We start from the raw sequence: 23,857 nt of genomic DNA on the forward strand, positions 1-23,857 counted from the left end.
GGGAACCTGCTGGACAGGGGGCACCGGGCGTGGACACTCCATCGTATGCGGGCTCCGCAACGCCGAACGGCCGGGAGACGCGTTCGCGTCTCCCGGCCGTTCGGTCCAGGTCTTGGCTACCAGCGCTCGCGGCGGTCGCTGTTCCCTCGGAATCCGCCTCGGTCACCGCGGTTGTCGCGGTCGCCGCGGAAGCCGCCTCGGCCGCCGCGGTCCCCGCGGGCGTCACGACTCCGGAAGTCGCGCCCGCCGCGGTCATCGCGGTTGCCCCGGTCGCCGCCACTGCGGTTGTCGCGGTCGCCGCGGAAGCCGCCTCGGCCGCCGCGGTCCCCGCGGTCGTCACGACTCCGGAAGTCGCGCCCGCCGCGGTCATCGCGGTTGCCCCGGTAGCCGCCACTGCGGTTGTCGCGGTCGCCGCGGAAGCCGCCTCGGCCGCCGCGGTCCCCGCGGGCGTCACGACTCCGGAAGTCGCGCCCGCCGCGGTCCTCGCGGGTGCCCCGGTAGCCGCCACTGCGGTTGTCGCGGTCGCCGCGGAAGCCGCCTCGGCCGCCGCGGTCCCCACGGTCGTCACGACTCCGGAAGTCACGTCCACCGCGGTCATCGCGGTTGCCGCGGAAGCCCCGGTCGTCGCGATCGCCCTTGTAGCCGCGTCCGCCGCGATCGTCGCGGTCCCCGCGGGAGCCTCGGCCACCACGGTCGTCGCGGTCGCCTCGGAAGCCACGGCCGCCCTTGTAGCCGCCGCCACCGCCGCCGCGGCGGTCGCCGCCTCGGTAGCCGTCGCGGTCCCGCCGGGGGCCGCGGTCGCGGCTCCGCTTGGACGGGCCCTCGATGATCTCGCGTTCGGCCTGCTCGCGCAGCCGGCCGGCCTCGGCCCGCAGCCCCTCGACGTCCTCACGGAGCCGCTGGATCTTGCGTTCGAGGTTCCCGATCTCGGCCTCGTTGCGGGTGGCCTGGTGGTCGGCTCGGGCCGCCCGCATGTCGGTGAAGTTCCGCGCCCCGAGCAGTTCGGCGAGCTCCGGGTCGAAGTTGTCGTTCACGAAATGGCGCTTGGCGTCCACTCCGGCGCGTTCGATGAGGCTGAACACGGTGCGGTTCTGGTGCGGCAGCACCAGGGTGGCCACGACGCCGGACTCCCCGGCGCGGGCGGTGCGGCCGGCGCGGTGCAGGTAGTCCTTGTGGGTCTTGGGCGGGTCGACGTGGAGGACCACGTCGACGCCGTCGACGTGGATGCCGCGCGCGGCCACGTCCGTGCACACCAGCGCTTCGAGGTGACCGCGCTTGAACTGGTCGAGCACCCTGGACCGGTCGCCCTGGGTCATACCGCCGTGGAGTCCCTCGGCGTTCACCCCGGCATCGCGCAGTTCCTCCGCGATGCGGTCGACCGCCAGCTGGGTGCGGACGAAGACCATGGTCAGGCCGGGTCGGGCGGCGATCGCGGCGGTCATGGTCTGCTTGTCGCGCGGTCCGATGAGCAGCAGGTGGTGGCTCATGGTGGTGACAGAGCTGGACGACGGGTCGACCGAGTGCTGGACCGGATCGGACAGGTACTTGCGGACGAGTACGTCGATCTCCTTCTCGAGCGTGGCCGAGAACAGCATCCGCTGTCCTCCCTCGGGAAGCATGTCGAACAGCTCTTCGACCTCGGGCAGGAAGCCCATGTCGGCCATCTGGTCGGCCTCGTCGAGGACGGCGAGCTCGACGTCCTCGAGGGAGCAGTCGCCGCGGCGGATCAGGTCGCGCAGGCGGCCGGGGGTGGCGACGAGCATGTCGACCCCCGAGCGGAGCGCGTCGATCTGGCGGGAGAACGCGGTGCCGCCGCAGACGACCTTCATCTCGATGCCGACGGCGTCGCCGAACGACTGGAGCGCGTCGGCGATCTGGATCGCCAGTTCCCTGGTCGGGCTGAGGATGACCGCGCGGGGCTTGCCGGGCCTGGTGCGCCCGCCCGAGGCGAGGCGGGCGAGGGCCGGGAGGCCGAACGCGAGGGTCTTGCCGGAGCCGGTGCGGCCGCGGCCGAGCACGTCGCGGCCGGCGAGCGCGTCGGGGATGGTGGCGGCCTGGATCGGGAAGGGCACCTCGATGCCCTGCTCGGCGAGGGCGGCGGTAATCTTCGCGGGCAGCCCGAGGTCTTCGAAGGTGGCCTGGTCGGCGGCTTTCACATCGTCGGTCTCGACGGTGATCTCCTCGGCTTCGGGAACTTCGGGGGCCTCGACCGCTTGCGCGGTTTCAGGAGTTTCGGGGTTTTCGGGGTGAGTGTCGGATTCATGCATGGCAGTATCCGGCACAGTAGATTCGGGATTCATCGTTCGCCTTCCGCGAGAAACATGTACATCGCACGTTCCGCGGAAAAACTGCTTCACCATAGTCCGACGGTGATGGGGCGGGACGCGCCTGATTCGGGCCGCTTTGCGGGCCAGCTATGAACAATAGCCGATGTCGATGCGGGCCCGCCAGCTCCATGGCCCTTCTGTGCCTGGAGACACCTTTAGGCGGTGTTTAAAGACCCCTGACGGCCGCTATCCGACTCGCCGGGGGTCCTTAAACACCGCCTAGGCGTCGAGGTTCTTCTTGAACTCTCCGACCGCGTCGAGGGTCTCGAAGCCCATCTTCCGGTTGATGTCGATCATGTGGGCGTTGACGTCGGCGTTGTCGGTCCAGATCTGCCTCACCTGCGGGAACTGCTCGCGCAGCAGTCGCAGGTTCACCAGCTTGACGAGGGTGCCGAGGCGGTGTCCGCGGTGGGCCGGATCGACGATCGTGATCCACTGGAATGAGTGCTCGAACTCGCGGTCGTCGAACACGCCGATGGCGGTGTTGGCGACCGCCTCTCCGCTCTCGCGGTGGCGGGCGATCGTGGCGACCGGGACGATGCCGATGGCGTCGGCTCGGTCGGCCTTGGCGCGCTTGAGTTCCGGGTCGACCTTCTCCGGCTCCAGTTCGAGGTCGCCGAGCGGGACCTCGGACAGGATCATGGAGTCGAGGCGGCTCATGGTCTCCATCAGCTCGTCGGGAGTGTGCCCGATCCAGGAGATGATCTCGTAGTCCTCCCCCGCGGCCCGGGTCGCCTGGTCGAGGAGCGCCCGCTCGTCGGCCTCGGCGAGCGCGTCGACGTCGGTCCGGCGGATCACGCAGGTGAGCGCGAGCTTGAAGCCGCGATTCTCCAGGAAGCGGCGGCCGACCTCGCTGCGGTCCGGTCCGCCTTCCCAGTTCAGGCGGGTCTCGATCGTCACCTCGGTGCGGCCTTCGGCGCGGGCCAGGTCGAGGAACCGCTCCAGCAGCGCCGAACCGATGCCCTCGCGGCGCCGTTCGGGATGGACGACGATGTCGGCGCCGCAGAAGTGGAGGTTCTCGCGGTTCGGGAAGAAGGCGGAGAGCCAGCCGGCCACCCGGTCGCCGTCGAGGGCGACGTAGTGGTGCTCGTCCTCGGTGGGTTCGGGGTGGTGCAGGGACTTGGAGAAGACGCCCTCGTGGGGCGGCGGCGTCTCGGGGGCGTCCGCCTTGTGGGCGGCGCGCAGCACCTCGAAGGCGCCGGAGACCAAGCGGGTCTCCGCGGGATCGAGCTCGATGATGTTCATAGCGTTCAGTGTGGTCGGCGGCGGGAGCGGCGGCAATCGATTTTGCGGGTCCGGCCGCCGGTCACAGCTCCAGCTCGCGCTTGTAGCAGAGGCGGGCGTCGACCGTCTCGTACCCGAGGCGCTCGTTGATGGCGACCATGTGGGCGTTGGTGTCGGCGTTGCCGGCCCATACGGTCGTCACCTGCCCGAAGTGCTCGCGCAGCTGGGCGAGATTGCGCAGTTTGGCGAGCATCCCCAGGCGGTGGCCGCGGTGGGCCGGGGCGGTGATGGTGATCGCCTGCCGGGCCTCCTCCTCGCCGGCCCGCGTGTAGATCGCCGTCAGGGCGGCCGGTTCGCCGGTGGGCCGGTGCACGGCGATGGTGCGCACGGGGACCGTCCCGCTAGCCTCGTTTCGGTCGTCCTTGGCGCGCTGTTCCTCCGGGCTCACCTCCCGGCGGTGCAGTTCGACGTCGCCGAGGGGGATCTCGTCGAAGATCATCGACTCGAGGCGGCACAGCGCCTCCAGGTGCTCCTCGGGAGTTCGGCCGGTCCAGGAGATCAGCTCGTAGTCCCGGCTCGATTCGGCCTCGGACTGGGACCACAGGCGCCGCTCGGCCTCCGGGTCGATGGAGGCGAGTTCGAGCTTGCGTTCGATCTCGGTGAGCGCCAAGGCGAATCCGTGCCGTTCGAGGAACTCGGCTCCTGCTTCGGATCGCTTCGGGCCGTCGTCCGAGGTGCGGTGGGCGAGGACGACGAGCTCGGTGCGGCGCTCGACGCGGGCGGTGTCCAGGAGCGAGTCCAGCAGGGCGGTCCCGATGCCGCGGCGCCGGTGGTCGGGGTGGACGGTCAGCTCGGCCTCGGCGTAGTGGGAGTTGGAGGTCATGGGCAGGTACAGGTGCAGGTAGCCGATGGCCTCGCCGCCGTCGAGCGCGACGTACCCGCGCGCCTCGGTGCCGGTGGGCGGGTTGGCCAGGAACGATGTGAATCGGTCCAGGGAAACGGCGGGGTATTCGGGGAGGTCGGTGCGGCGGGCCAGTTCGAGTGTGGCACAGGCCCGGGAGGCCAGGTCGGTGTCGGCCGGATCGAGTCGGAGGATCTCCATGCAGCGGGCCTTTACATCTCGAGTTTGCGCTGGTAGTCGCCATCGGCATCGATGGTCTCGTAGCCGAGGGCCTCGTTGATGGCGATCATGTGGGCGTTGACGTCGGCGTTGTCGGTCCAGATCTCGGTGACGTGCCCGAAGCGCTCCCGCAGCAGTCGCAGGTTGGCGAGCTTGGTGAGCAGCCCGAGGCGGTTGCCGCGGTGGCCGGGGTCGACGATCGTGATGCCTTGGTGCGCGGCGGTGTAGGGGCCTTCGTCCACCGAGATCTCGCTCCAGGCGACGATTCCGCCGTCCTTGTCCAGCGCGACACTGTGGAGTTTGATGCGGCCCTCGGCCCGGTTGACGTCCTCGGCCGCTCGCAGCTTCTCGGTGTCGATATCCTCGGGCTCGATCTCGAGGTCGCCGAGCGGGATCTCGTTGACGATCATGTTGTCCATGCGGCACATGGTCACCAGGAGGTCGTCAGGCACGGGGCCTACCCATTGGCGCAGTTCGTAGGCGCCTGCGGCCGCGGCCAGGGCCTTGTCGTAGAGGCGGTCTTCCTCCGACGGGTCGAGGGCGTCGACCTTGCAGCGGCGGTTGACCGCGGTGAGCGCGCGGGTGAAGCCGCGATGCTCCAGGAAGCGCGCTCCCGCTTCGTCGCGGGCGGGGCCGCCTTCCCAGGCGAGCGGGGTGTTCGTGGCGAGATTGCGGCGGCCTCCGGCGCGGGTGGACTCGACGGCAAGGTCGAGCAGTGCCGATCCGACGCCTTGTCCGCGGTCGTCGGGGTGGACGTGCAGGAGGAAGTGGGCCAGGTTCGGGTTCGAGTCGAGCCAGAACGTCAGCCGCAGGACGCCGACGACGCGCCCGTTCTTTCTGGCGGCGAACCAGCGGCTTTTCCGGCCGGGCCAGGCGTGGGTGAACAGGGTCTCGTAGAAGCGCCGCACCGGCATCGGGTTCTCCGGGGTGTCGGCGGCATGGGCGGCGGTCCGGATTTCGAAGGTGGCCGCGATCAGGTCCGGATCGTCGGCGCCGAATTCGATGATCTGCATCGGTACAGTTTGGCCGTCCGGAGGGGCGTGGCACCATCGAATTTCCGCATCGTCCGTTCGGATGAATTCGACCGGCCGTTCAGACCATGCGACCGGTGCGGGTTTTTCCCGTCTGGGTTGGTGAACCGCCCCCTTTTCGATAGAACGGATGCCCGATCGTGAACAGACAGCCCGCGCCGCCGTCGACGCGGCTGAGCGAGTTCGAGGAGTTCGTCAGGGCCCGATCCGGAGCCCTGACGGCCTCGGCGTTCCTGCTCACCGGCGACCGCGGACTCGGCGAGGACCTGGTGCAGGAGGCGCTGGCGCGGACCTGGCGCGCCTGGAGGCGCCTGCACCGTGTCGAGAACGCCGAGGCCTACACCCGGCGGACCATGTACCACCTGCACGTCAGCCGATGGCGCCGCACCAAGGTGGCCGAGGTGCCGGCCGAGGCCGCGCCCGAGCCGGGCGAAGAGGACCCCGACGCCGCCCTGCGGCTGGCCGTCCACGCCGCGCTGCTGTCGCTGCCGGCGAGGCAGCGGGCGGCGGTGGTCCTGCGCTATTTCGAAGACCTCACCGAGACCGCGGCCGCCGAGACGCTCGGCTGCCCGGTCTCGACCCTCAGGGCCCGCACCCAGCGGGGCCTCAAACGGCTGCGTCGGCGCTTCCCGGAACTGCGACTGTCCGATGCCGAACCGTCCGGACCGGATTCCAGAGTTCACCCATTGAGAGGAGAGTCCCATGCCTGACTCCCTGCGCGATCTGCTGCGGCAGCGCGCCGCCGAGTCCGGCGGCCCGTCTGCCGGGCTCACCGAGGGCTCACTGCACAAGGCCCGCGGCATCGCCCGCCGCCGCTTCGCGGCCGTCGCGGCCGGGGCGGCCGCCGGACTCGCGATCGCCGGCATGGCGGCCGGGGCGATCATCCTGCCGGACGACGGCACCGCACCACCGGCCGAGGAACCGACCACGGACGAGCCCGCCGACCCGACGACCGCCGCGACGGACGAACCCGACGAGGAGGCCGCTGACTGCGGTCGTCCGAGCGAGGACTGGTCCGGGTGGGGCGACTCGGACTCGATCGGGCCGATGACCGAGCTGCCCCAGGCGCTGTTCGTGGAGTTCGAATGGACGGGAGAGCGGATGAGCGAGGTCTGGCGCTACGAGGACGGCGGATCGGACAGCGTGATCGCCGCCCAATCGCTCTTCCCGGCCCCTGACGGCGACCGGTACGTCATCGCGGCGGAATGCGCCAGCACGATCGGTCCGATCGACGCGATCGACGACACCGGTGCACTCATCGATCTCGGCGTCGACTCGCTCTACTGCGCCCCGGTCTGGTCGCCTGATTCGAACTCCGTCGTGTTGACGGTGCCCAGTCCCGAGTACGACGAGCGGTATGTGCTCGACGTGGCCACCGGCGGGCAGACCGAGCTGCCCGAGGAGGTCTCGTGCCAGCCCCGATGGTCGGGCGACGGCGAGTACCTGGTCAGCACTGACGGCGCCGTCGCGATGCGGCCGGACGGCACCGGGCGTACGGATCTGGCGGGAGTCGAGACCGAGGAGGGCGAGTTCGCTTCGCTGTCATCGGTGTCGGCCGACCTGGATCGGGCGTGCTTCCAGATCGACACGGGGGAGTCGGCCTCATCCGGACACGTCGATCCGGTCCGATGCGACCGCTATGTCGACACCGCCACCGGCGCAGAACTCGACCTGCCGGGCGGCGCCGATGGCGCCCAGGTCGTGTTCCTGGCCGACGGCGGCATGATCATCGGCGAGTTGACCGACGAGGGTGTGGAGGTCTCGCTGTTCGACGATGAGGGTCAGTTGCTGGACGACCGGGTGCTCGATCACCGGGGTGCCAGGTCGGCGCTCCTGACCGGCTACTACACCGAATAGTTCCGGGCACGTTAGAAGCCGCCGTCCTTCCAGAAGGGCGGCGGCTTCGTGTTCCTAAGAGTGTGGCCTACAGAGCACGCAGGTTTGCGGCCTGCGGACCCTTCTGGCCCTGCTCGACGTCGAATTCCACCCGCTGGTTCTCCTCCAGGGACCGGTAACCGGACCCCGAGATCGCAGAGAAGTGAACGAAAATGTCAGGTCCGTTCTCGTCCGGAGCGATGAAGCCGAAGCCCTTCTCCGCGTTGAACCACTTGACGGTGCCTTGCGCCATTGCTAACTATCCTTGCTTGATGTTCGGATCCACCGCCGCCCGCCCTGGGAATGCTTCACCTGGGTGAGCGACCGATTCGATCCGAGGTATTCCGCCGTTTCGGCGCTTCTCCACCTCGCCAGTCTCCTGTCGGGGTGACTTCTGGACTTTACAGCAATTCCGGCGAGTTGTAACCGGTCGCCGATGGAAATTTCTTCATACGCTTCGCTGAGCTGGATATTCCCGCGACCCTTGCCTATGACTATGGTTCAACTCACCGGGCATTCTCCGCACTCGGTGCTCAGGTTTCTCTCAGAACCGGCCCCCGGTCCGCCTCACCTCGTTCGGCGCCATGCCCTCGGTCCGCCTCACTTCGTTCGGCGAACTGGGTCCGATACAACTCCGAATACAGCCCTCCCGCGGCGACCAGTTCCTCGTGCGTGCCGGTCTCGGCCAGGCGGCCGTCCCGGAGGACCAGGATCTTGTCGGCCCGCCTCACCGTCGAGAGGCGGTGGGCGATCACCAGCGAGGTCCGGCCTTCGAGGGCGGTGTCGAGCGCGTGCTGCACGGCGGCCTCGGACTCCGAGTCCAAGTGCGCCGTGGCCTCGTCGAGGATCACGATCGGCGGGGCCTTCAGCAGGACCCGGGCAATGGCCAGGCGCTGCTTCTCGCCGCCGGAGAAGCGGTAGCCGCGCTCCCCCACCACCGTGTCGAGCCCGGACTCGAGCCGCCGCACGACCTCGCCGACCTGGGCGCGGTCCAGGGCCTCCCAGATCTCGGCGTCGGTCGCGCCGGGGCGGGCGTATCGCAGGTTCTCCCTGACGGTGTCGTGGAACAGGTGAGCGTCCTGGGTGACCATGCCGATGTGGTCGGCCAGCGAGGAGAGCGTCAGCTCGCGCACGTCGGCGCCGCCGACCTCGACGCTGCCGCCGGTCACGTCGTACAGGCGCGGCACCAGGCTCGCGGTGGTGGTCTTCCCGGCCCCCGAGGGGCCGACGAGCGCGACCAGCTCGCCGGGGGCGACCTCGAAGGAGACCCCGCGCAGCACCGGACGCCCTTCGTCGCCGAGGTCGGGCCGGGCCAGGTCCTCCAGGCTCGCCAGGGAGACGTCCTCGCGCCCCGGGTAGCGGAAGTCGACGTCTCTGAAGGCGATCGAGGCGGCGCCGCCGGGCAGGTCGCGGGCGTCCTCGGCCTCGCGGATGAGCGGCTTGAGGTCGAGGATCTCGAAGACCCGCTGGAAGCTCACCAGGGCGCTCATGACGTCCACCCGCACGTTCGAGAGGGCGGTCAGGGGCCCGTAGAGGCGGGTCAGGAGCAGCGCGAGGGTGACCACGGTGCCGGCGGTGAGGGTGCCGCCGAAGACGAAGGCGCCGCCGAGCCCGTAGGCCAGGGCCTGGGAGAGCCCGGCGACGAGGGTCAACGCGACGATGAAGGTGCGCGCGTACATGGCGGTGGTGACGCCGATCGAGCGGACCCGGTCGGCCTTGTCTGCGAAGTCCTCGGACTCGGTCGCGGGGCGGCCGAAGAGCTTGACGAGCATCGCGCCGCCCACATTGAAACGCTCGGTCATCTGGGTGTTCATGGCGGCATTGAGGTCGTAGCCCTCCTTGGTGAGCTCGGCGAGCTTCCGGCCGACCCATTTGGCGGGGATGATGAACACCGGGACCAGCACCAGCGACAGCAGGGTGATCTGCCAGGACTGGAAGAACATCACGCCGAGGGTGAGGGCGACGGCGATGCCGTTGGAGACCAGGCCGGACAGGGTCGAGGTGAAGGCGCGCTGGGCGCCCATGACGTCGTTGTTCAGGCGGGAGACCAGCGCGCCGGTCTGGGAGCGGGTGAAGAACGACACCGGCATCGACTGGACGTGGTCGAACACGGACCGGCGCAGGTCGTAGATGATGCCTTCGCCGAGTTTCGCGCTGTACCAGCGGGTGCCGATGGTGATGGCCGCTTCGAAGACCGCCAGGCCGGCGATGATCGCGGCCAGGATCAGCACCCCGCGGCGGCTGCCGCCGGGCTCGGTGAGCTCGTTGACCACGTCGCCGGCCAGGACCGGGGTGGCCACACCGATGCCCGCGCTGATGGTCACCAGCAGCAGGAAGACCGCGATGTCGCGGGCGTAGGGCCGCGCGAAGCGGAAGATGCGGCGTCTGGTCCCCCGGGAGAGTTTGACGCCCTTGAGTTCGTCGCCTCGCCGCATGGAGCGCATCGCTTCCCAGCCGGCGGCTCCCATTGATGCCACTCGGTCTTCCCCCTGACATTCGGGAGCCGCCGCGGCTTGCGATGCGGGTCCGGCTCCGTCTTCCTACGCGTGATCCTGGCGTTGATCCTCAACGTGGACGACGGGCTGGTTTATTTCGAAGCGGCCTCCGCGACGCGCCGGGGAGGCCGCGAGGCTCCGATTCGCGGCGCTGCGGGCGCCGCCGAGGGGATCGGCGCTATCCGCTGCTCTTGCGCGCGCCTCCTCGGGTTCTGAGTTTCACGCCTCCTTCTGTGAGGAGGCGATGCACGAATCCGTAAGAGCGGCCTATGGTTGAAGCGATGTCCCGGATGCTCTGCCCTTTCAGGTACTCGGCGGTGACGTACTCGGTCAGCTCGCGGCGCTCGTCGCCGCGGACCTGCCGATTGGGGTCGTGTCTGGATGCACTCGGCGCGATGCTCGAAGCATGGTCACCTCGGGGTGCGGCAGCGTCAGGGGCCATTTGTCCTTCCTTGAGTACGGACGGTGATCGTGGTGTCTTGTGAAGTTTGCCGGAGTTCCGCCGCCCGGCGGTCGCTTCTGTCGGATACCCGATAGTTTCTTGACGTGCCCGCGCCACAGACTCCACTCGCCGACCAGGTCGACTCGCTCCCCGAGAGCCGAGTCCGGCATCCTCAAGCCCGCGACATCGCGGTCTGGATCTCGCTGCTGGTGGCGACCCTGACGATGGCCTCGGTCGCGGTCTCGACCTCCGATGTGGTCGGACCGTCGACGCTGCCGTGGTGGCCCGCGCAGAACCTCTCGCTGCACGTCACCGCCGGCATGTTCATCGCGCCGATGACGGCCGCCGCGGTCCTGATCGCCGCCTCGCGCCCGGCCGCGGCCCGAATGTCGTGGGGCTCCCTGCTGGTGTCGTCGTATCTGGCGTCGCTGACCTGGGCCGGGTCGCTGCACACCAATGTCGATACCACGATCACTCCGACCGACACGCCCGGCGCGGCCCGCGCCATGGACCAGCTGGTGGCCCTGTCCGGTTCGCAGGCGGGCCTGGCGATCACCGTCACCGCGGTGTCGTCGCTGGCGGTCCCGTTCTCGCTGATCGCGATCCGCTCAGTGTGCGGGCCGCTGGCCGCGCGGGCGATCGCCCCGGTGATGATCCTCGGCCCCTGGGCGGCATGGACGACCCTGGGACTGGACGGGATCTCGGCCGCGGCCTGCGCGGCGGCGCTGGCCTCCGGCGCGGTCGCCTCCGAGCGCCGCGTGCGGGGCTTCGACGCGTTCTGGGGCGCGGTCGCGACCGGCGGCCTGCTGGCGGTCGCGGTCCTGCTGTCCTACGGGGCGGCGTGGTTCGCCGTCTCGCTGCTGCTGCTGTACTTCGCGCGCAGGCGGCCGGTCCACATCCTCAACACCGCCGCCGCGGCGCTGGCGGTCCTGGCCGTGGCCGCGACCTTCGGAAGCTCCTGGCCGCACGGGCTGATCGACACCTACAACGCCTCGATCGGCGAGGTCGCCTCCCACCCGGGGCAGCTGTGGTGGCTGCTGCTGATGCCGGCGCTGGTGACCGTCGCCTGCGGCCCGGCGGTGGTGGAGAGCCTGCGGCGGATCGGGTCGAGCTCGGCGTGGCCGCTCATGGCGGGTCCGCTGCTGGCGCTGATGCTCGCTCCGTTGAGCGGGAACAGCCTGGAGCGGCCCGAGTACGGCTGGGTGGCGCTGTGCCCGTGGCTGGTGGTTGCCGCGACCGCGCCTTCCAAGGAGCGCGGGGGCCGGTCGGTGCGGGTTCCGCTCATGACCGCGGCGGCCGGAGCGTGCGCGGCTATCGTCCTGATGTACTCCGGATGAGCCTCAGGCGAGTTCGACCAGTTCCATGAGGTCGTCGGACCACAGGTCCTCGTCGCCGTCGGGAAGCAGGATCGCTCGCTCGGGGCGCAGGGCCTCGACCGCGCCCGGGTCGTGGGTGACCATGACGATCGCGCCGGTGAACCGGTCGACGGCGTCCAGGACCTGCTGGCGCGAGGCCGGGTCGAGGTTGTTGGTCGGCTCGTCCAGCAGCAGCACGTTCGCGCCCGAGCAGACCAGGCTGGCCAGGGCCAGCCGCGTCTTCTCGCCGCCGGAGAGCACGCCGACCGGTTTGAAGGCGTCCTCTCCGGAGAACAGGAACGCGCCCAGGATCTTCCGCAGTTCGGTCTCGGTCAGGTCCGCGCCGGAGTCCGAGGCCGCCGACTGCATCTGCTCCAGGACCGAGCCGGTGTGGTCGAGCGTGTCGTGCTCCTGGGCGAAGTAGCCGATCCGCAGTCCGTGGCCCGGTTCGACCGAGCCGGTGTCGGGTTCGAGCGAGCCGGCGAGGATGCGCAGCAGCGTGGTCTTCCCGGCGCCGTTGAGGCCGAGGATGACCACCCGCGAGCCGCGGTCGATCGCCAGGTCGACGCCGGAGAAGACCTCCAGGGAGCCGTAGCTCTTGGACAGGCCCGAGGCGGTCAGCGGGACCTTGCCGCACTTGGCCGGATCGGGCAGGCGCACATCGGCGACCTTCTCCTCCAGCAGGTCCTCTTCGAGGTCGTCGATCATCGTCTCGGCGCGGCGCAGCATGTTCTTGGCGGCCTTGGCCTTGGTGGCCTTGGCGCCGAGCTTCTCGGCCTGCCGGGTGAGCGCGGCCGCCTTCTTCTCGGCGTTGGCCCGCTCGCGGCGGCGGCGTTCGGCGTCCTCGGCGCGCTGACGCTGGTAGGCGGTCCAGCCGAGGTTGTAGAGGTCGATCTCGCTGCGGGTGGGGTCGAGGAACCAGACCTTGTTGACGACCTCGTCGAGCAGTTCGACGTCGTGGGTGATGAGCACCAGGCCGCCCTTGTGGCCGGCGAGGAAGCCGCGCAGCCACGCGACCGAGTCGGCGTCGAGGTGGTTGGTGGGCTCGTCGAGCAGGAGGACGCCGTCGCCGTCGTCGGCGAACAGGATCCGCGCCAGCTCGACGCGGCGGCGCTGCCCGCCCGAGAGGGTCTCGAGGGTCTGCGCCAGCACCCGGTCCTCGAGCCCGAGGTTGGAGCAGATGCGGGCGGCCTCGGACTCGGCGGCGTAGCCGCCGCGGGCGGCGAACTGCTCTTCGAGCCGCGAGTAGCGGCGCACCAGTTTGTCGCGCTTGGCGTCGTCGGCGACCTCGGCGAGTTCGGCCTCGGCCTTGGCCATGTCCGACAGGAGCCGGTCGAGCCCGCGGGCGGACAGGACGCGGTTGGAGGCGGTCTGGGAGAGGTCGGCGAAGCGCGGGTCCTGCGGCAGGTAGCCGAACGGTCCGTTGTTCTCGACCGCGCCGATGTAGGGCTGACTCAGGCCGGCCAGGACGTTCATGGTGGTGGTCTTGCCGGCGCCGTTGCGGCCCACCAGGCCGATCCGGTCGCCGGCCTGCACTCGCAGATCGGCCCCGGACAGGAGGATGCGCGAACCGGCGCGCAGCTCGAGACCGGTGGCGGTGATCATGGCACTCCTTCAGAGTGGGAGACGATGCCGGATCGGCAGACTCGTCAAGTCTAGGGGGCGACCGCCGTCACGTTCATTCCCATATCACCGCGGCCACTGTGTGGTCTCCATTGACTACTCGAAGTCACCGGCCTCGGCCGAACGGCCCAGAGCCGGCCGACCCCGAGTTCCCAATTGCTCGGCGCCGGTACCAGTTCGCGCGTTGTATCGGCAGGTCATGGGCTTGATGTCGGGTTCGGTGCAGGTAGGTTTCCCGGCGCTATGGGCAAACACGACGACACCTCCGAGTTCTCCGGCCGCGAGCCGATCGGCCGCCGCCTCCGCGCCCTCCTGCGACGGGGAGGGTCGGGTAGTGAACATCACAACCGGCGCTTCATCGCCGCCGGCCTGATCGCCGCGATCGCCGCCGGATCGGTCCTGGCGGCGCTGACCGGGAGCAGCGCCGCCGACGGGACCGCCGAACGCACCGACGAGGACTCGATGACGCTGGTCCAGACCTCTTGGGAGGTCGACGACGTCATCGACGAGATCGCCGCCGAGCAGCAGGCCGAGGCCGAAGCCGAGCAGCAGGCGAGGGACGAGGCCGAGGAGGCCGCCAAGCAGTCCGAGGCCGACGCCCCCGAAGCGGCCGAATCCGAGCCCGAACCGGAGCCGGAACCCGAGCCGGAGCCCGAGCCGGAGTGGATCTCCCCCTCTGACTCGGGGATCACCTCCTACTACGGTCAGCGCTGGGGCCGCCTGCACGCCGGGCTCGACTTCGGCAACTGGACCGGCGACCCGATCTGGGCCATCGGCGACGGCACGGTCTCGTACGCGAGCTGGATGGACGGCTACGGCTACCTGGTGGTCGTCGACCACGGCGACGGGCTCCAGACCGCCTACGCGCACGCCTCGGAGATCCTGGTCACCGCGGGGCAAGAGGTCGCGCAGGGCGAGGAGCTGTCACTGACCGGCTCGACCGGGAACTCCACCGGACCGCATCTGCACTTCGAGGTCCGCGTCGACGGCGAGCAGGTCGACCCGCTCCCCTGGCTCGAGGAGCACGGGGTCCCGCTCGAATAAGCGGATCGTCAGCTGGGGCTCCACCAGCGTCGAATCGGGCACCTCGACGCCGCCGAGCTTGCGCATCAGGTGCCCCACGGCGATCTCGGCGAGCCGCTCGGCCGGTACCAGCACCGAGGGCAGCTGCGGGTGGACCCGCTCGGCCACCTCGTCGGGGCCGATGACGACCACGTGGAAATCCTCCCCCACGCTCCGGCCGGCGTCGGCGAGGGCGTGCAGGACGTGCGGGACGGCCGGCTCGTTGTGGACGGCCAGGCCGTCCAGAGCCGGACGGGCCGCCAGGAGCTCTTTGACGGTGCGCTGCACCGAGACCGGGTCGTCCGGGCACGGTCGGGCCTCGGCGCGCACATCGGGGCCGCGTTCGAGCCCCCGCTTCAAGAACCCCGACCGGACCCGCTCGGCGAACCCGGTGCGCCGCTCGTACACCGCCTCGGAGGCGCCCAGCAGCGCCACCTCGCGGCAGCCGCTGCCGATCAGGTATTCCGCGCATTCCCTTCCGGCGGCGGAGAAGTCGAGATCGACGCAGGTCAGCCCTTCGGCCTCGGCCGGGAATCCGATCAGGACGCTCGGCAGGCCCAGGCGGCGCAGGGCCTCCACGCGCGGGTCGCGCACCTCCACGTCCATCAGGATCAGGCCGTCGACGATCGAGGAGGCGGCGACGCGGGCGAGCCCGGCCGGTCCCTCGTCGGCGGTCATCAGCAGCACGTCCTGATCGTGCCGGCGGGCCTCGGTGACCGCGCCGGAGGCGAACTGCATCAGCACCGGCAGGTGCATGCCGTGGCGCAGCGGCAGCATCATCGCGATGACCCCGGCCTTGCGCGAGGCCAGCGAGCGGGCCCCGGCATGCGGGTGGTATCCGAGCTCAGCCACGGCGTCCATCACCCGCTGCGCGGTCTCCGGGGAGATCGAGCGCTTCCCGCTCAGCACGTACGAGACGGTGCTGGCCGCCACGCCCGCGCGCGAGGCGACGTCGGCGATGGTCACGCCACGGCCGCCGCCCATCACTCGGCCCCGCCGAATCTGAGCGAGGACAGGCGCACACCGGCGTTCTCGAAGGTCACGTACAGGTCCGCCACGGACTCGACGCGCCCGAGCTCCACGGTCACGTCGGTGTAGTCGTAGACGCCGGCGGTCGCCGGGGTGTCGATCTTGGCGAGCACATCGCCGTCGAGCGGGTCGTCGACCCGCAGCGTCAACTGCGCGGGCTGCCCCGACACCCGAGCGGTGACCGTCGAGAATCCGGGCCGAAAATCGCAGTCGCCCAGCATGATCCACCCTCCGGGCTCGGCGGCGGCGATGACGTCGCCGCTCTGGCGGGACTCGTCGCGCCACAGCACGCCCGAGTAGGTGTCGTTGGCCGCGGCGGCCAGCGGCGCCGACAGGTCGCGGTAGCCGACGACCTCGCCGTCGACGCGGACCGAGGCCGACAGCACGATATCGGCGGCCGAGCGGCCCACCATGAGCCGCTGGCGGCTCTTCTCGACGATCATGCGGCCGGAGACGTTGTCCCAGTGGGCCAGGTCGTCCACGGCGACGGTGAAGGCGACCTCGCGCTTCTCGCCGGCGGCCAGGCGGATCTTCTCGAAACCGCGCAGCTGCCGCAGCGGCTGCTTGACCCGCGAACCGCACTGGTGCGAATAGAGCTGTACGACCTCGACGCCGTCGCGCTCGGAGGTGTTGGCGACCTCCACGGTCACCTTCAGGTCCTCGCCCGGCCGGGCGCGCTCGCGGTCGACCCGGAGATCGGAGTACTCGAAATCGGCGTAGGACCGGCCGTGCCCGAACGGGTACAGCGGCTGGCCCAGGTAGTAGAGGTAGGTCGCGTCGGAGGCGACGATGTCGTAGTCGAGCATCGCCGGCAGTTCGGCGGCGTCGGTGTACCAGGTCTGCGGGAGGCGGCCCTCGGGGTCGCGGTCGCCGTAGAGGACGTCGGCGAGGGCGACGCCCCACTCCTGTCCGCCGTGCCCGGACCAGAGGATCGCGGGCACGTGCTTGTGCGCCCAGTTGGCCGCGAAGGGATACGAGGAGGCCATGACAAGAATGGTATTCGGATTGGCCTCGTAGACGGAACCCAGGAGCTCGCGCTGCGCGTCCGGCAGCCACAGGTCCTCGCGGTCCTCGGTCTCGCGGCCGTTCACCAGCGGGTGGTCCCCCAGGACCACCACGGCCAAATCGGCCCCGCGGGCCACCTCGGCGGCCCGCTCGTGTCCCCTGAAGACGAAGTCGAGGTCGAACTCGGTGGCGTCGGCGACGTCCTCGACCAGCCCGAGCCGGCCGCCGTCCATTCCCAGCCACTTGCCGGTCTCGGCACCCTCGGGCCTGTGCACCTGGCGGAGCGCGTAGCTGCCGCCGGCGACCTCGACGATGGTGAACGTCTCGGTCACGTCGAAATCGTGCGGGCCCGGGGAATCGGCGGTGACCGCGCCCTCCTTGCTGCCGTTGATGAACCCGCCGGTCAGCACGCTGCGGCCCAGGTACGACCCGCCGCCCCAGTCGAACAGGTCGAACTGGGCGGCCGCGCCGGTCGTCTCCGTCAGGGTCAGCTCGCCGCCGTCGGCCGAGGCGGTCAGATAGTTCCCCTTGTGGCGCAGTCGGATGCGGTGGACGCCCTCGCAGTAGGCGACCTCGCCGCGTTCGGACAGCGCGTCCCGGGCGGTGATCGAATACGGCAGCGTCCCGGAGTACCAGTCCTGCATCTGGACATCGGCCAGCGGGCCGATGACCGCGATCTTCCCCGGGGCCTCCAGCGGCAGCAGGCCGTCGTTCTTCAGCAGCGTGATGGACTGGGCGGCCGCCTCCCGGGCCAGCGCCCGGTGCTCGGGCGAGTCGACGGACTCCTCACCGATCCCGGCGTAGGGGTCGGTGGGGTCGAATTCGCCGAGGCCGAAGCGGATGTGCAGGTTCCGGCGGGCAGCGGTGTCGATGTCGGACTCGTCGACCAGGCCGCGCTCCAGGGCGGTGCGGATGTGGGCCAGGACCGCGTCCGGCTTCTCGTCGTCCTGGGTGAAGGAGTCGAGGCCGGCCTTGATCGCGGCGGCGTAGGCGGTCGGGAGGTCGTCGAAGTAGCCCTGGAGTCCGACGAGGTTATTGGGGGCGTAGGCGTCCGAGACGACGAAGACCTCATCGGCGGTCCAGGTGCGCAGGTCGGTGGCGACCAGCGGCGTCACGTGCGCGGGGCGCCCGTTGACCAGGTTGTAGGAAAGCATGACCGCTACGGCGTCGCCGCTCGCCAGTGCCGGGCGGTGGGCGGCGAACTCGTACTCCCGCAGCACGCGTGGAGGCATGTTGGAGGAGGTCGCGCAGCGGTCGGCTTCGTTGCCGTAGGCCAGGAAGTGCTTGAGCGTCGGGGCGGTCTTCCACACGCGGCCGTCGTCGCTCTTGAGGCCGCGGGAGTACGCCGCGCCCATCAGGCCGGTCATCCAGGCGTCCTCGGAGTAGCCCTCCTCGTTGCGGCCCCAGCGGGGGTCTCGCAGCGGGTTGACCGTGGGAGCCCAGACGTTGCGCCCGGCCCCGGCGGGGTCGCGGTGGTGGAAGGCGAGCACCTCGTCGGCGACCGCGGCGCCCACCGACTCGACCAGTTCGGGGTTCCAGGTCGCTCCGAGCGCGACGACCTGCGGGAAGACCGTGGCCTCGCCGAGCCAGGCCAGGCCGTGGAGGGCCTCGGTTCCGGTCTTGAAGGGGCCGACGCCGAGGCGTTCGACCGGATGCTGGTACTGGTGGAGCAGGCCGATCTTCTCGTCGAGCGTCAGGCGCTCGAGCAGGTCGGCCACTCGCTCCGAGCGGGGACGCGCCGGGTCGCGGAAGGCGGGGCGGTCGTCTGAGAGGGTCATCTTGGTTTTCCTTTTGGACGTCGCTGTCGTGTCGAAGCGCTTCGACGGACGGAGTGCCGGGGCGCTCGCGCTTTTCGAAGCGCTTCGATTCAGGAATTAACTGTGTTCTACACCCGCCCGCGGCCGTCGTCAAGACGAGGGTTCGCCGCAGCGACGGACCGGGGCGGGCGATGGGAATGCTACCTGCGGATACACCGGAGATAACAGTTGAGGAACACTCCGCTCAGCGGCCCAGCGGGGTGGGCATGAGACCGGAGTCGATGTCGTTGAGGATGCCGGTGGCCGCCCCGAGCGCGGGGGCCTCGTGGCCGAGCTCGGAGACGACGATCCGGACGCCTCCGGCCCCGGAGGCGTGGGAGCGGGCGGTCGCCTCGGAGGCGGCGGCGGGGACGATCCACGGGCTCAGGGCCAGGTAGTGGCCGCCGAGGACGATGACCTCGGGGTTGAGCAGGTCGACCGCGAGGGCGATTCCGGCCCCCAGGGCGCGGCCGATCCGCTCCAGGCTCTCGACCACCGCGGCCTCGCCGGTGCGAGCGCGGGTGACGATGTCCTCGACTTCGGCTTCGACCTCGGTCCCGGCGATCTGGTCGGATTCGGCCAGCTCGTCCAGGACGGCGTTGATGCTGGCGAGGTCCTCGACCCGGCCGGTGCGTCCGTCGACCTCGATGAGCATGTTCCCGATCTCGCCGGCGAATCCGCCGGTGCCGCGGCGCAGACCGCCGTCGACGATGAGGCCGGCGCCCAAGCCGATCTCGCCGGTGAGGTAGAGCATGTCCGCCACGCCGGCGTTGGCCCCGAAGCGCTGCTCGGCGACCGCGCCGAGGTTGGCGTCGTTGTCGGCCGAGACGGGGTACTTGGGGTCGCGCATGGCCGCCCGCAGGCGCGCGGCCAGGTCGAAGTCGGTCCAGCCGAGCATGGGCGCGCGCTGGACGGTGCCGGCGTCGTCGATCATGCCGGGGACGGCGACGGCCAGGCCGAGGATCTGGCGGCCCTCGGTGTCCATCTTGTCCACGGCGCGCTTGGCGAGGCCGGCCAGGGCCGAGATCGACCGCCCGGGGGTGGAGCCGGAGCCGTCGTGCGCGCGGCGCCAGGACAGGAGTCGGTTGCCCGCCAAGTCGACGGCGACGAGCGTCATGTAGTCCACATTGATTTCGACACCGAGCGAGGCGTAATAACCGGTGTCGACGCTCAGCAGCACGGCGGGCCGTCCTATGTTGCCGATGACCGAACCGGACTCGCGAAGCACCCGCCGCTCGATCAACTCCGCCACCAGGCTCGAGACGGTGGCCTTGTTCAAACCGGTCTTGGCGGCGAGATCGGCGCGCGAGCACCGGCCCTCGGATCTGACCTGCCGCAGCACGTAGCCCAGGTTGTTGGCGCGCACATCGGTGAAGTCGGCGCGCTTGGCCCTGCCCGCGCCGGGATCGGGCGAACCGTCCCCGGCGGGCTTCGCCGCGATGCGCATCGCCATGTCTTCCTCCTGGTGAACTCGGGGGGCCACTCCACGGCGACGCTTACGGGCCGTGCATAGGCATTGTCTTCGATGGCGACAACCAGCCCTCGGGCGGCCCCGAGGCATGTTCACAACGCGAACGCGTTCCCGAATCGTGATAATTCCGCGATCGGATCGGTCGGACCCCGCCTTGTGCCGGTTGTCACCGTGCGCTACTTTAGTTTATCGAGCAGCCGAACTAAATACCGGCTAGCCCCTCAACCCTCACGAATTTCCGAAGGAAAGGACAGCAACGTGGCTACTCCCTCATCCAGGTCGCCATTCAGGCGCCGTTCTCTGTTCAAGGCGGCCGGACTCGGCGCGGCCGGAGCCGCGGGGCTTCCCGTCATCTCCGCTTGCGGTGACATCGAAACCAGCGGAGGCAGCTCGCAGGCCACGGAAGGCCTCGACTTCCTCCCCGAATACAAAGAATGGCCGCTGCCGTTCGAGCCCGACCTGGTCGGCGAGCCGCCGAACCACCCGTCCGCGTTCACCTCATATCCGGAGCCGGTCCCCGCGATCACCGACGTGCCGTCGGGCAGCGGCACCTATGAGATCACCGTGCCCATGTGGGGCGAGCCGCCGTCGAGCGACGACCCCTACTACCAGGCGCTCTTCGAGGCTTGGGGCGGCACGCAGCTCAACATCCGGCACGCGGACGGCAACGACTTCGCCGAGACCTCGGTCCAGTGGATCCAGGCGAACGAGTTCGGCGACGCGATCCACATGTTCGCTTGGATGCTGCTGTCCCACACCGACTTCCAGGCCACGGTCACCGACAAGTTCTACGATCTGACCGACATCGTCTCCGGCGACATCTCCGACCGCTGGCCACTGCTGGCCGGCCTGCCGAGCTCCTCGTGGGGAAGGTCCGTGTGGTCGACCGACCCCGACGACCCGGAGACCGGCCGGATATTCGGCATCCCCGGACCGGCCGCCGGCGGACCCGGCAACGGCTTCTTCGTCCGCACCGACCTGCTCGAGGCCGACGGGCTGGAGATGCCCACGACCGTCGACGAGGTGCTGGACGTCGCCCGCGCCTGGACCGACGACGCGGCCGGGCGGTGGGCCCTGTGCGGGCTCGATTACTACACGCCCCAGTGGTTCGGCCTGCCCAGCGGCGACAACTGGTGGTACGACGAGGAGACGGACACGATCAAGCACCGGACCGAGCACCCCGGCTACGCCGAGTGGCTCGAGTTCCGCCGTACCGCGTGGGACGAGGGCCTGGTGCACCCCGACGCGCCCACCGGGACCCTGGACACCCAGGCGCTCCACCAGGCCGGGACGATTCTGTTCCAGCAGGACGGCATCTCGTGGTGGCAGACCTACATCGACCGGGTGAACAACGGCGAGGCCGAAGGCGACATCCAACCGCTCGGAGCGATCGCCACGAACGGTCGGGACCCGCTGGTCCACGTCGTCCACGGCATCGACGGCTGGACCTTCCTCAGGAAGGACCTCGAGCCGGAACAGGTCGAGGAGATCCTCGACGTCGTCAACTTCTGCGCCGCCCCCTACGGGACCACCGAGTACGAGCTGCTCAACTACGGCGTCGAAGGCGAGCACTTCGACTACGGCGACGACGGCACCCCGGTCTTCACCGAGACGGGCACCAGCATCGTCCAGGCCCCGGTCAACTACAAGACCCTGGCCCGGGTCGCGAACTTCCTGCAAGGCGACCCCGAGTACGTCCAGCGCCGGTTCGACTACAACGCCTCCGTGCTGGAGTACGCCGAGGTCGACATCTTCGAGGGCATGAGGGTCGAGGGCCCGGCCGACTTCAAGGCGGCCCGCGCCACTCTGGAGGACCAGGAGAACGACGTGGCCTACGGCCGCGCCGAGCTCTCCTCGATCCCGGACATGGTCGAGACGTTCCTCGGCAGCGGCGGCGAGGCCGCCCGCGAGCACTACACGGCCGCGTACAAAGCGGCCCGAGGCGAGTAACGGAATGGACGGGCGGCCACACCGATCCACGGCCCGCGAGTTCGGCCGAGTCGGGCCGCCCGTCCACTGCCCTCCCCCGCACGGAACCTCACGACTGGACACAGACTAGCGATGGCAGCTCTAGAGACCTCAGCACCGGCGGCTTCGGGCCGGACCACCGGGCGAATCCCCATCAGACGCAAGACGACGGTGCGGCAGCGGCTGCGCCACGACTGGCCGCTGCTGCTCATGACGCTCCCGGCCATGGCGCAGCTGGCGGTGTTCTTCTACTGGCCCTCGGCCTGGAACATCATCGCGTTCATGGACTACAAGCCCACCCGACCCTTCTGGGAGAACCCGTTCGTGGGCTTCGGCTGGTTCGAACGCCTGTTCTCCAACCCCTACTTCCTGCCGGCCCTGGGCAACACCCTCCAGTTCGCCTTCGCGCAACTGCTGTTCGTGTTCCCCCTGTCGATCGTCCTCGCGCTGCTCATGCACAGCGTCATCTCGACCAAGCTGCGCAGCACCTTCCAGTCGATCGTCTACCTGCCGTACTTCTTCTCATGGGTCCTGGTCGTCACCGTGTTCGTCCAGATGCTCGGCTCAGACGGCCTGGTCAGCAACTGGCTGCTCGGACTCGGCGGGGACCGCCTCGGTTTCACCTCCAACCCCGACACCTTCATGATCCTGGCCTGGATGCAGTGGTCCTGGAAGGACGCCGGTTGGGGCATGATCATCTTCCTCGCCGCCCTCTCGTCGATCAACCCGAACCTGTACGAGGCCGCGGCAGTCGACGGCGCGAGCAGGTGGAAGCGCCTGTGGCACATCACCCTGCCGGGAATCCGGCCGGTCATCGTGCTGCTGCTGATCCTCCAGCTCGGCGGCATCCTCACCGTCGGGTTCGAGCAGTACCAGCTCCAGCGCGACGCCGTCGGGTTCCAGACCACCGAGGTGCTCGACACCTTCGTCTACTACCGCAGCATCGTCGGCACCGAAGGAGCGTCGTTCGGTACCGCGGCCGGCCTGTTCAAGGGCGTGATCGGCCTGGTCCTGGTCCTGGTCGCCAACAACGTCGCGCACCGCCTCGGAGAGCAAGGGATCTACCAGAAGTCATGACCGCCACCGACATCAGCGCCCGACCGCGCCGCCGCAAGAACACCCGCCCGGTCTGGGACGACGAACCGACCCGCTTCGGCAAGATCACCAAGGCGGCATTCCTGATCTGCTACGCGGCCGCCGTGGTCATCCCGCTCTGGGCGATCGTGGCCACCAGCTTCGCCAGCGAGGACGCCCTCAACCGCGCCGGCGGCAACCTCCTGCTGCTGCCCACCGAACTCAGCGTCCAGGCCTACCAGGAGATCTTCAGCGGCGGCGCGCTCACCGAGTCCCTGCTGCTGACCCTCCTCCTCACCGCCGGCGGGACCGCGCTGAGCATGGTGCTGACCATCGGGGCCGCCTACGGGCTCTCCCGGCCCGGGTCGCTGCTGCACCGGCCCCTGCTGATGCTGGTGCTGTTCACCTTTCTGTTCGCGCCGGGCATGTATCCCCAGTTCCTGGTCGTGCAGAAACTCGGCCTGTTCGACAACTACATGTCGCTGATCCTGCCGATGGCGCTCAACGCGTTCAACCTGATCGTGCTGCGAGCGTTCTTCATGAACAGCGTCCCGACCGAGCTGATCGACGCGGCCAAGATGGACGGCGCCACCGAGTTCCGCATCCTCTTCCGGATCGTGCTGCCGATGTCCAAGGCGATCCTGGCGGTCATCGCGCTGTTCTACGCCGTCATGTACTGGAACATCTACTTCCAGGCGGTCCTCTACATCCCCGGCCAGGACACCCAGCCGATCCAGGTGGTGCTCCAGAGGATGCTCATGTCCACCCAGGGCCTGCCCGGAGCGGCCGGAGAGGTCAGCCAGTACCAGACCCAGGCCCCGGACTCGGCGCTGAAGATGGCCGTGGTGGTGTGCACGATCCTGCCGATCGTGATCATGTATCCGTTCATCCAGCGGCACTTCACCAAGGCCGTCATCACCGGTGCTGTGAAGGGCTGATCTACGGCTCGCAAGCGTCGCC

The 23,857-nt window shown here is 69.7% G+C and carries 18 protein-coding genes; 7 read left to right on the forward strand and 11 right to left on the reverse strand.

What is annotated here, in order from left to right:
- Nucleotides 1–116: 116 nt before the first annotated feature.
- The 4 genes from JFB92_RS00395 to JFB92_RS00410 all read right to left on the reverse strand — a co-directional run bounded on the left by JFB92_RS00395 (nucleotide 117) and on the right by JFB92_RS00410 (nucleotide 5,684).
- A complete protein-coding gene (locus JFB92_RS00395) occupies nucleotides 117–2,267 on the reverse strand; it encodes a DEAD/DEAH box helicase (protein ID WP_199033776.1) in 2,151 nt (716 codons plus the stop codon).
- A gap of 279 nt (nucleotides 2,268–2,546) precedes the next feature.
- Complete coding sequence (locus JFB92_RS00400; protein WP_199033777.1) at nucleotides 2,547–3,572, reverse strand: GNAT family N-acetyltransferase; 1,026 nt, start codon at nucleotides 3,570–3,572, stop codon at nucleotides 2,547–2,549.
- 61 nt (nucleotides 3,573–3,633) lie between these two features.
- A complete protein-coding gene (locus JFB92_RS00405; RefSeq protein WP_199033778.1) occupies nucleotides 3,634–4,653 on the reverse strand; it encodes a GNAT family N-acetyltransferase in 1,020 nt (339 codons plus the stop codon).
- Nucleotides 4,654–4,664: 11 nt separating this feature from the next.
- A complete protein-coding gene (locus tag JFB92_RS00410; RefSeq protein ID WP_199033779.1) occupies nucleotides 4,665–5,684 on the reverse strand; it encodes a GNAT family N-acetyltransferase in 1,020 nt (339 codons plus the stop codon).
- Between the two features lie 158 nt (nucleotides 5,685–5,842).
- Here JFB92_RS00410 and JFB92_RS00415 point away from each other — a divergent pair, with 158 nt between their 5' ends.
- Together JFB92_RS00415 and JFB92_RS00420 are read left to right on the forward strand one after the other, a co-directional pair.
- Nucleotides 5,843–6,412 (forward strand): SigE family RNA polymerase sigma factor, encoded by a 570-nt coding sequence (locus JFB92_RS00415; protein WP_199033780.1) that lies wholly within the window; start codon nucleotides 5,843–5,845, stop codon nucleotides 6,410–6,412.
- Complete coding sequence (locus JFB92_RS00420; protein WP_199033781.1) at nucleotides 6,405–7,559, forward strand: TolB-like translocation protein; 1,155 nt, start codon at nucleotides 6,405–6,407, stop codon at nucleotides 7,557–7,559. Before JFB92_RS00415 ends, JFB92_RS00420 begins: the two co-directional genes overlap by 8 nt.
- Nucleotides 7,560–7,626: 67 nt before the next feature.
- Here the strand turns inward: JFB92_RS00420 and JFB92_RS00425 are convergent, their stop codons facing one another.
- From JFB92_RS00425 to JFB92_RS25095, 3 genes are all read right to left on the reverse strand, one after another.
- Complete coding sequence (locus tag JFB92_RS00425) at nucleotides 7,627–7,830, reverse strand: cold-shock protein (RefSeq protein ID WP_199033782.1); 204 nt, start codon at nucleotides 7,828–7,830, stop codon at nucleotides 7,627–7,629.
- A gap of 280 nt (nucleotides 7,831–8,110) precedes the next feature.
- Complete coding sequence (locus JFB92_RS00430) at nucleotides 8,111–10,045, reverse strand: ABC transporter ATP-binding protein (RefSeq protein WP_233162107.1); 1,935 nt, start codon at nucleotides 10,043–10,045, stop codon at nucleotides 8,111–8,113.
- Between the two features lie 205 nt (nucleotides 10,046–10,250).
- Complete coding sequence (locus JFB92_RS25095) at nucleotides 10,251–10,514, reverse strand: helix-turn-helix domain-containing protein (RefSeq protein ID WP_233162083.1); 264 nt, start codon at nucleotides 10,512–10,514, stop codon at nucleotides 10,251–10,253.
- Between the two features lie 104 nt (nucleotides 10,515–10,618).
- Here JFB92_RS25095 and JFB92_RS00435 point away from each other — a divergent pair, with 104 nt between their 5' ends.
- Nucleotides 10,619–11,851, forward strand: coding sequence for a hypothetical protein (locus tag JFB92_RS00435; RefSeq protein ID WP_199033783.1), 1,233 nt, complete (start codon nucleotides 10,619–10,621; stop codon nucleotides 11,849–11,851).
- Between the two features lie 3 nt (nucleotides 11,852–11,854).
- Here JFB92_RS00435 and JFB92_RS00440 read toward each other — a convergent pair whose 3' ends face one another.
- Nucleotides 11,855–13,474, reverse strand: a complete 1,620-nt coding sequence (locus tag JFB92_RS00440) for an ABC-F family ATP-binding cassette domain-containing protein (RefSeq protein WP_199033784.1) — start codon at nucleotides 13,472–13,474, stop codon at nucleotides 11,855–11,857.
- A 261-nt stretch (nucleotides 13,475–13,735) separates the two neighbouring features.
- Here JFB92_RS00440 and JFB92_RS00445 point away from each other — a divergent pair, with 261 nt between their 5' ends.
- Entirely contained in the window at nucleotides 13,736–14,536 is an 801-nt protein-coding gene (locus JFB92_RS00445) for a M23 family metallopeptidase (RefSeq protein WP_199033785.1), read from the forward strand.
- Here the strand turns inward: JFB92_RS00445 and JFB92_RS00450 are convergent.
- From JFB92_RS00450 to JFB92_RS00460, 3 genes are all read right to left on the reverse strand, one after another.
- Nucleotides 14,417–15,520 carry a LacI family DNA-binding transcriptional regulator gene (locus JFB92_RS00450; RefSeq protein WP_199033786.1) on the reverse strand — a complete coding sequence of 368 codons (1,104 nt, stop codon included), beginning with the start codon at nucleotides 15,518–15,520 and terminating at the stop codon, nucleotides 14,417–14,419. The genes JFB92_RS00445 and JFB92_RS00450 overlap by 120 nt on opposite strands.
- A gap of 17 nt (nucleotides 15,521–15,537) precedes the next feature.
- Nucleotides 15,538–18,366: a glycoside hydrolase family 3 protein gene (locus JFB92_RS00455; protein WP_199033787.1), complete on the reverse strand. Its 2,829-nt coding sequence runs from the start codon at nucleotides 18,364–18,366 to the stop codon at nucleotides 15,538–15,540.
- Between the two features lie 223 nt (nucleotides 18,367–18,589).
- A complete protein-coding gene (locus JFB92_RS00460; RefSeq protein ID WP_199033788.1) occupies nucleotides 18,590–19,837 on the reverse strand; it encodes an ROK family transcriptional regulator in 1,248 nt (415 codons plus the stop codon).
- Nucleotides 19,838–20,113: 276 nt separating this feature from the next.
- Here JFB92_RS00460 and JFB92_RS00465 point away from each other — a divergent pair, with 276 nt between their 5' ends.
- The 3 genes from JFB92_RS00465 (at nucleotide 20,114) to JFB92_RS00475 (ending at nucleotide 23,835) form a co-directional block, all read left to right on the forward strand.
- Entirely contained in the window at nucleotides 20,114–21,805 is a 1,692-nt protein-coding gene (locus tag JFB92_RS00465) for a type 2 periplasmic-binding domain-containing protein (protein ID WP_199033789.1), read from the forward strand.
- Between the two features lie 111 nt (nucleotides 21,806–21,916).
- Nucleotides 21,917–22,900 carry an ABC transporter permease gene (locus JFB92_RS00470; protein ID WP_199033790.1) on the forward strand — a complete coding sequence of 328 codons (984 nt, stop codon included), beginning with the start codon at nucleotides 21,917–21,919 and terminating at the stop codon, nucleotides 22,898–22,900.
- Complete coding sequence (locus JFB92_RS00475; protein WP_199033791.1) at nucleotides 22,897–23,835, forward strand: carbohydrate ABC transporter permease; 939 nt, start codon at nucleotides 22,897–22,899, stop codon at nucleotides 23,833–23,835. Before JFB92_RS00470 ends, JFB92_RS00475 begins: the two co-directional genes overlap by 4 nt.
- The last annotated feature ends 22 nt before the right edge of the window (nucleotides 23,836–23,857 follow it).

Source organism: Glycomyces salinus (genome assembly GCF_016428645.1).
GTDB classification, from domain to species: Bacteria; Actinomycetota; Actinomycetes; order Mycobacteriales; family Micromonosporaceae; genus Glycomyces; species Glycomyces salinus.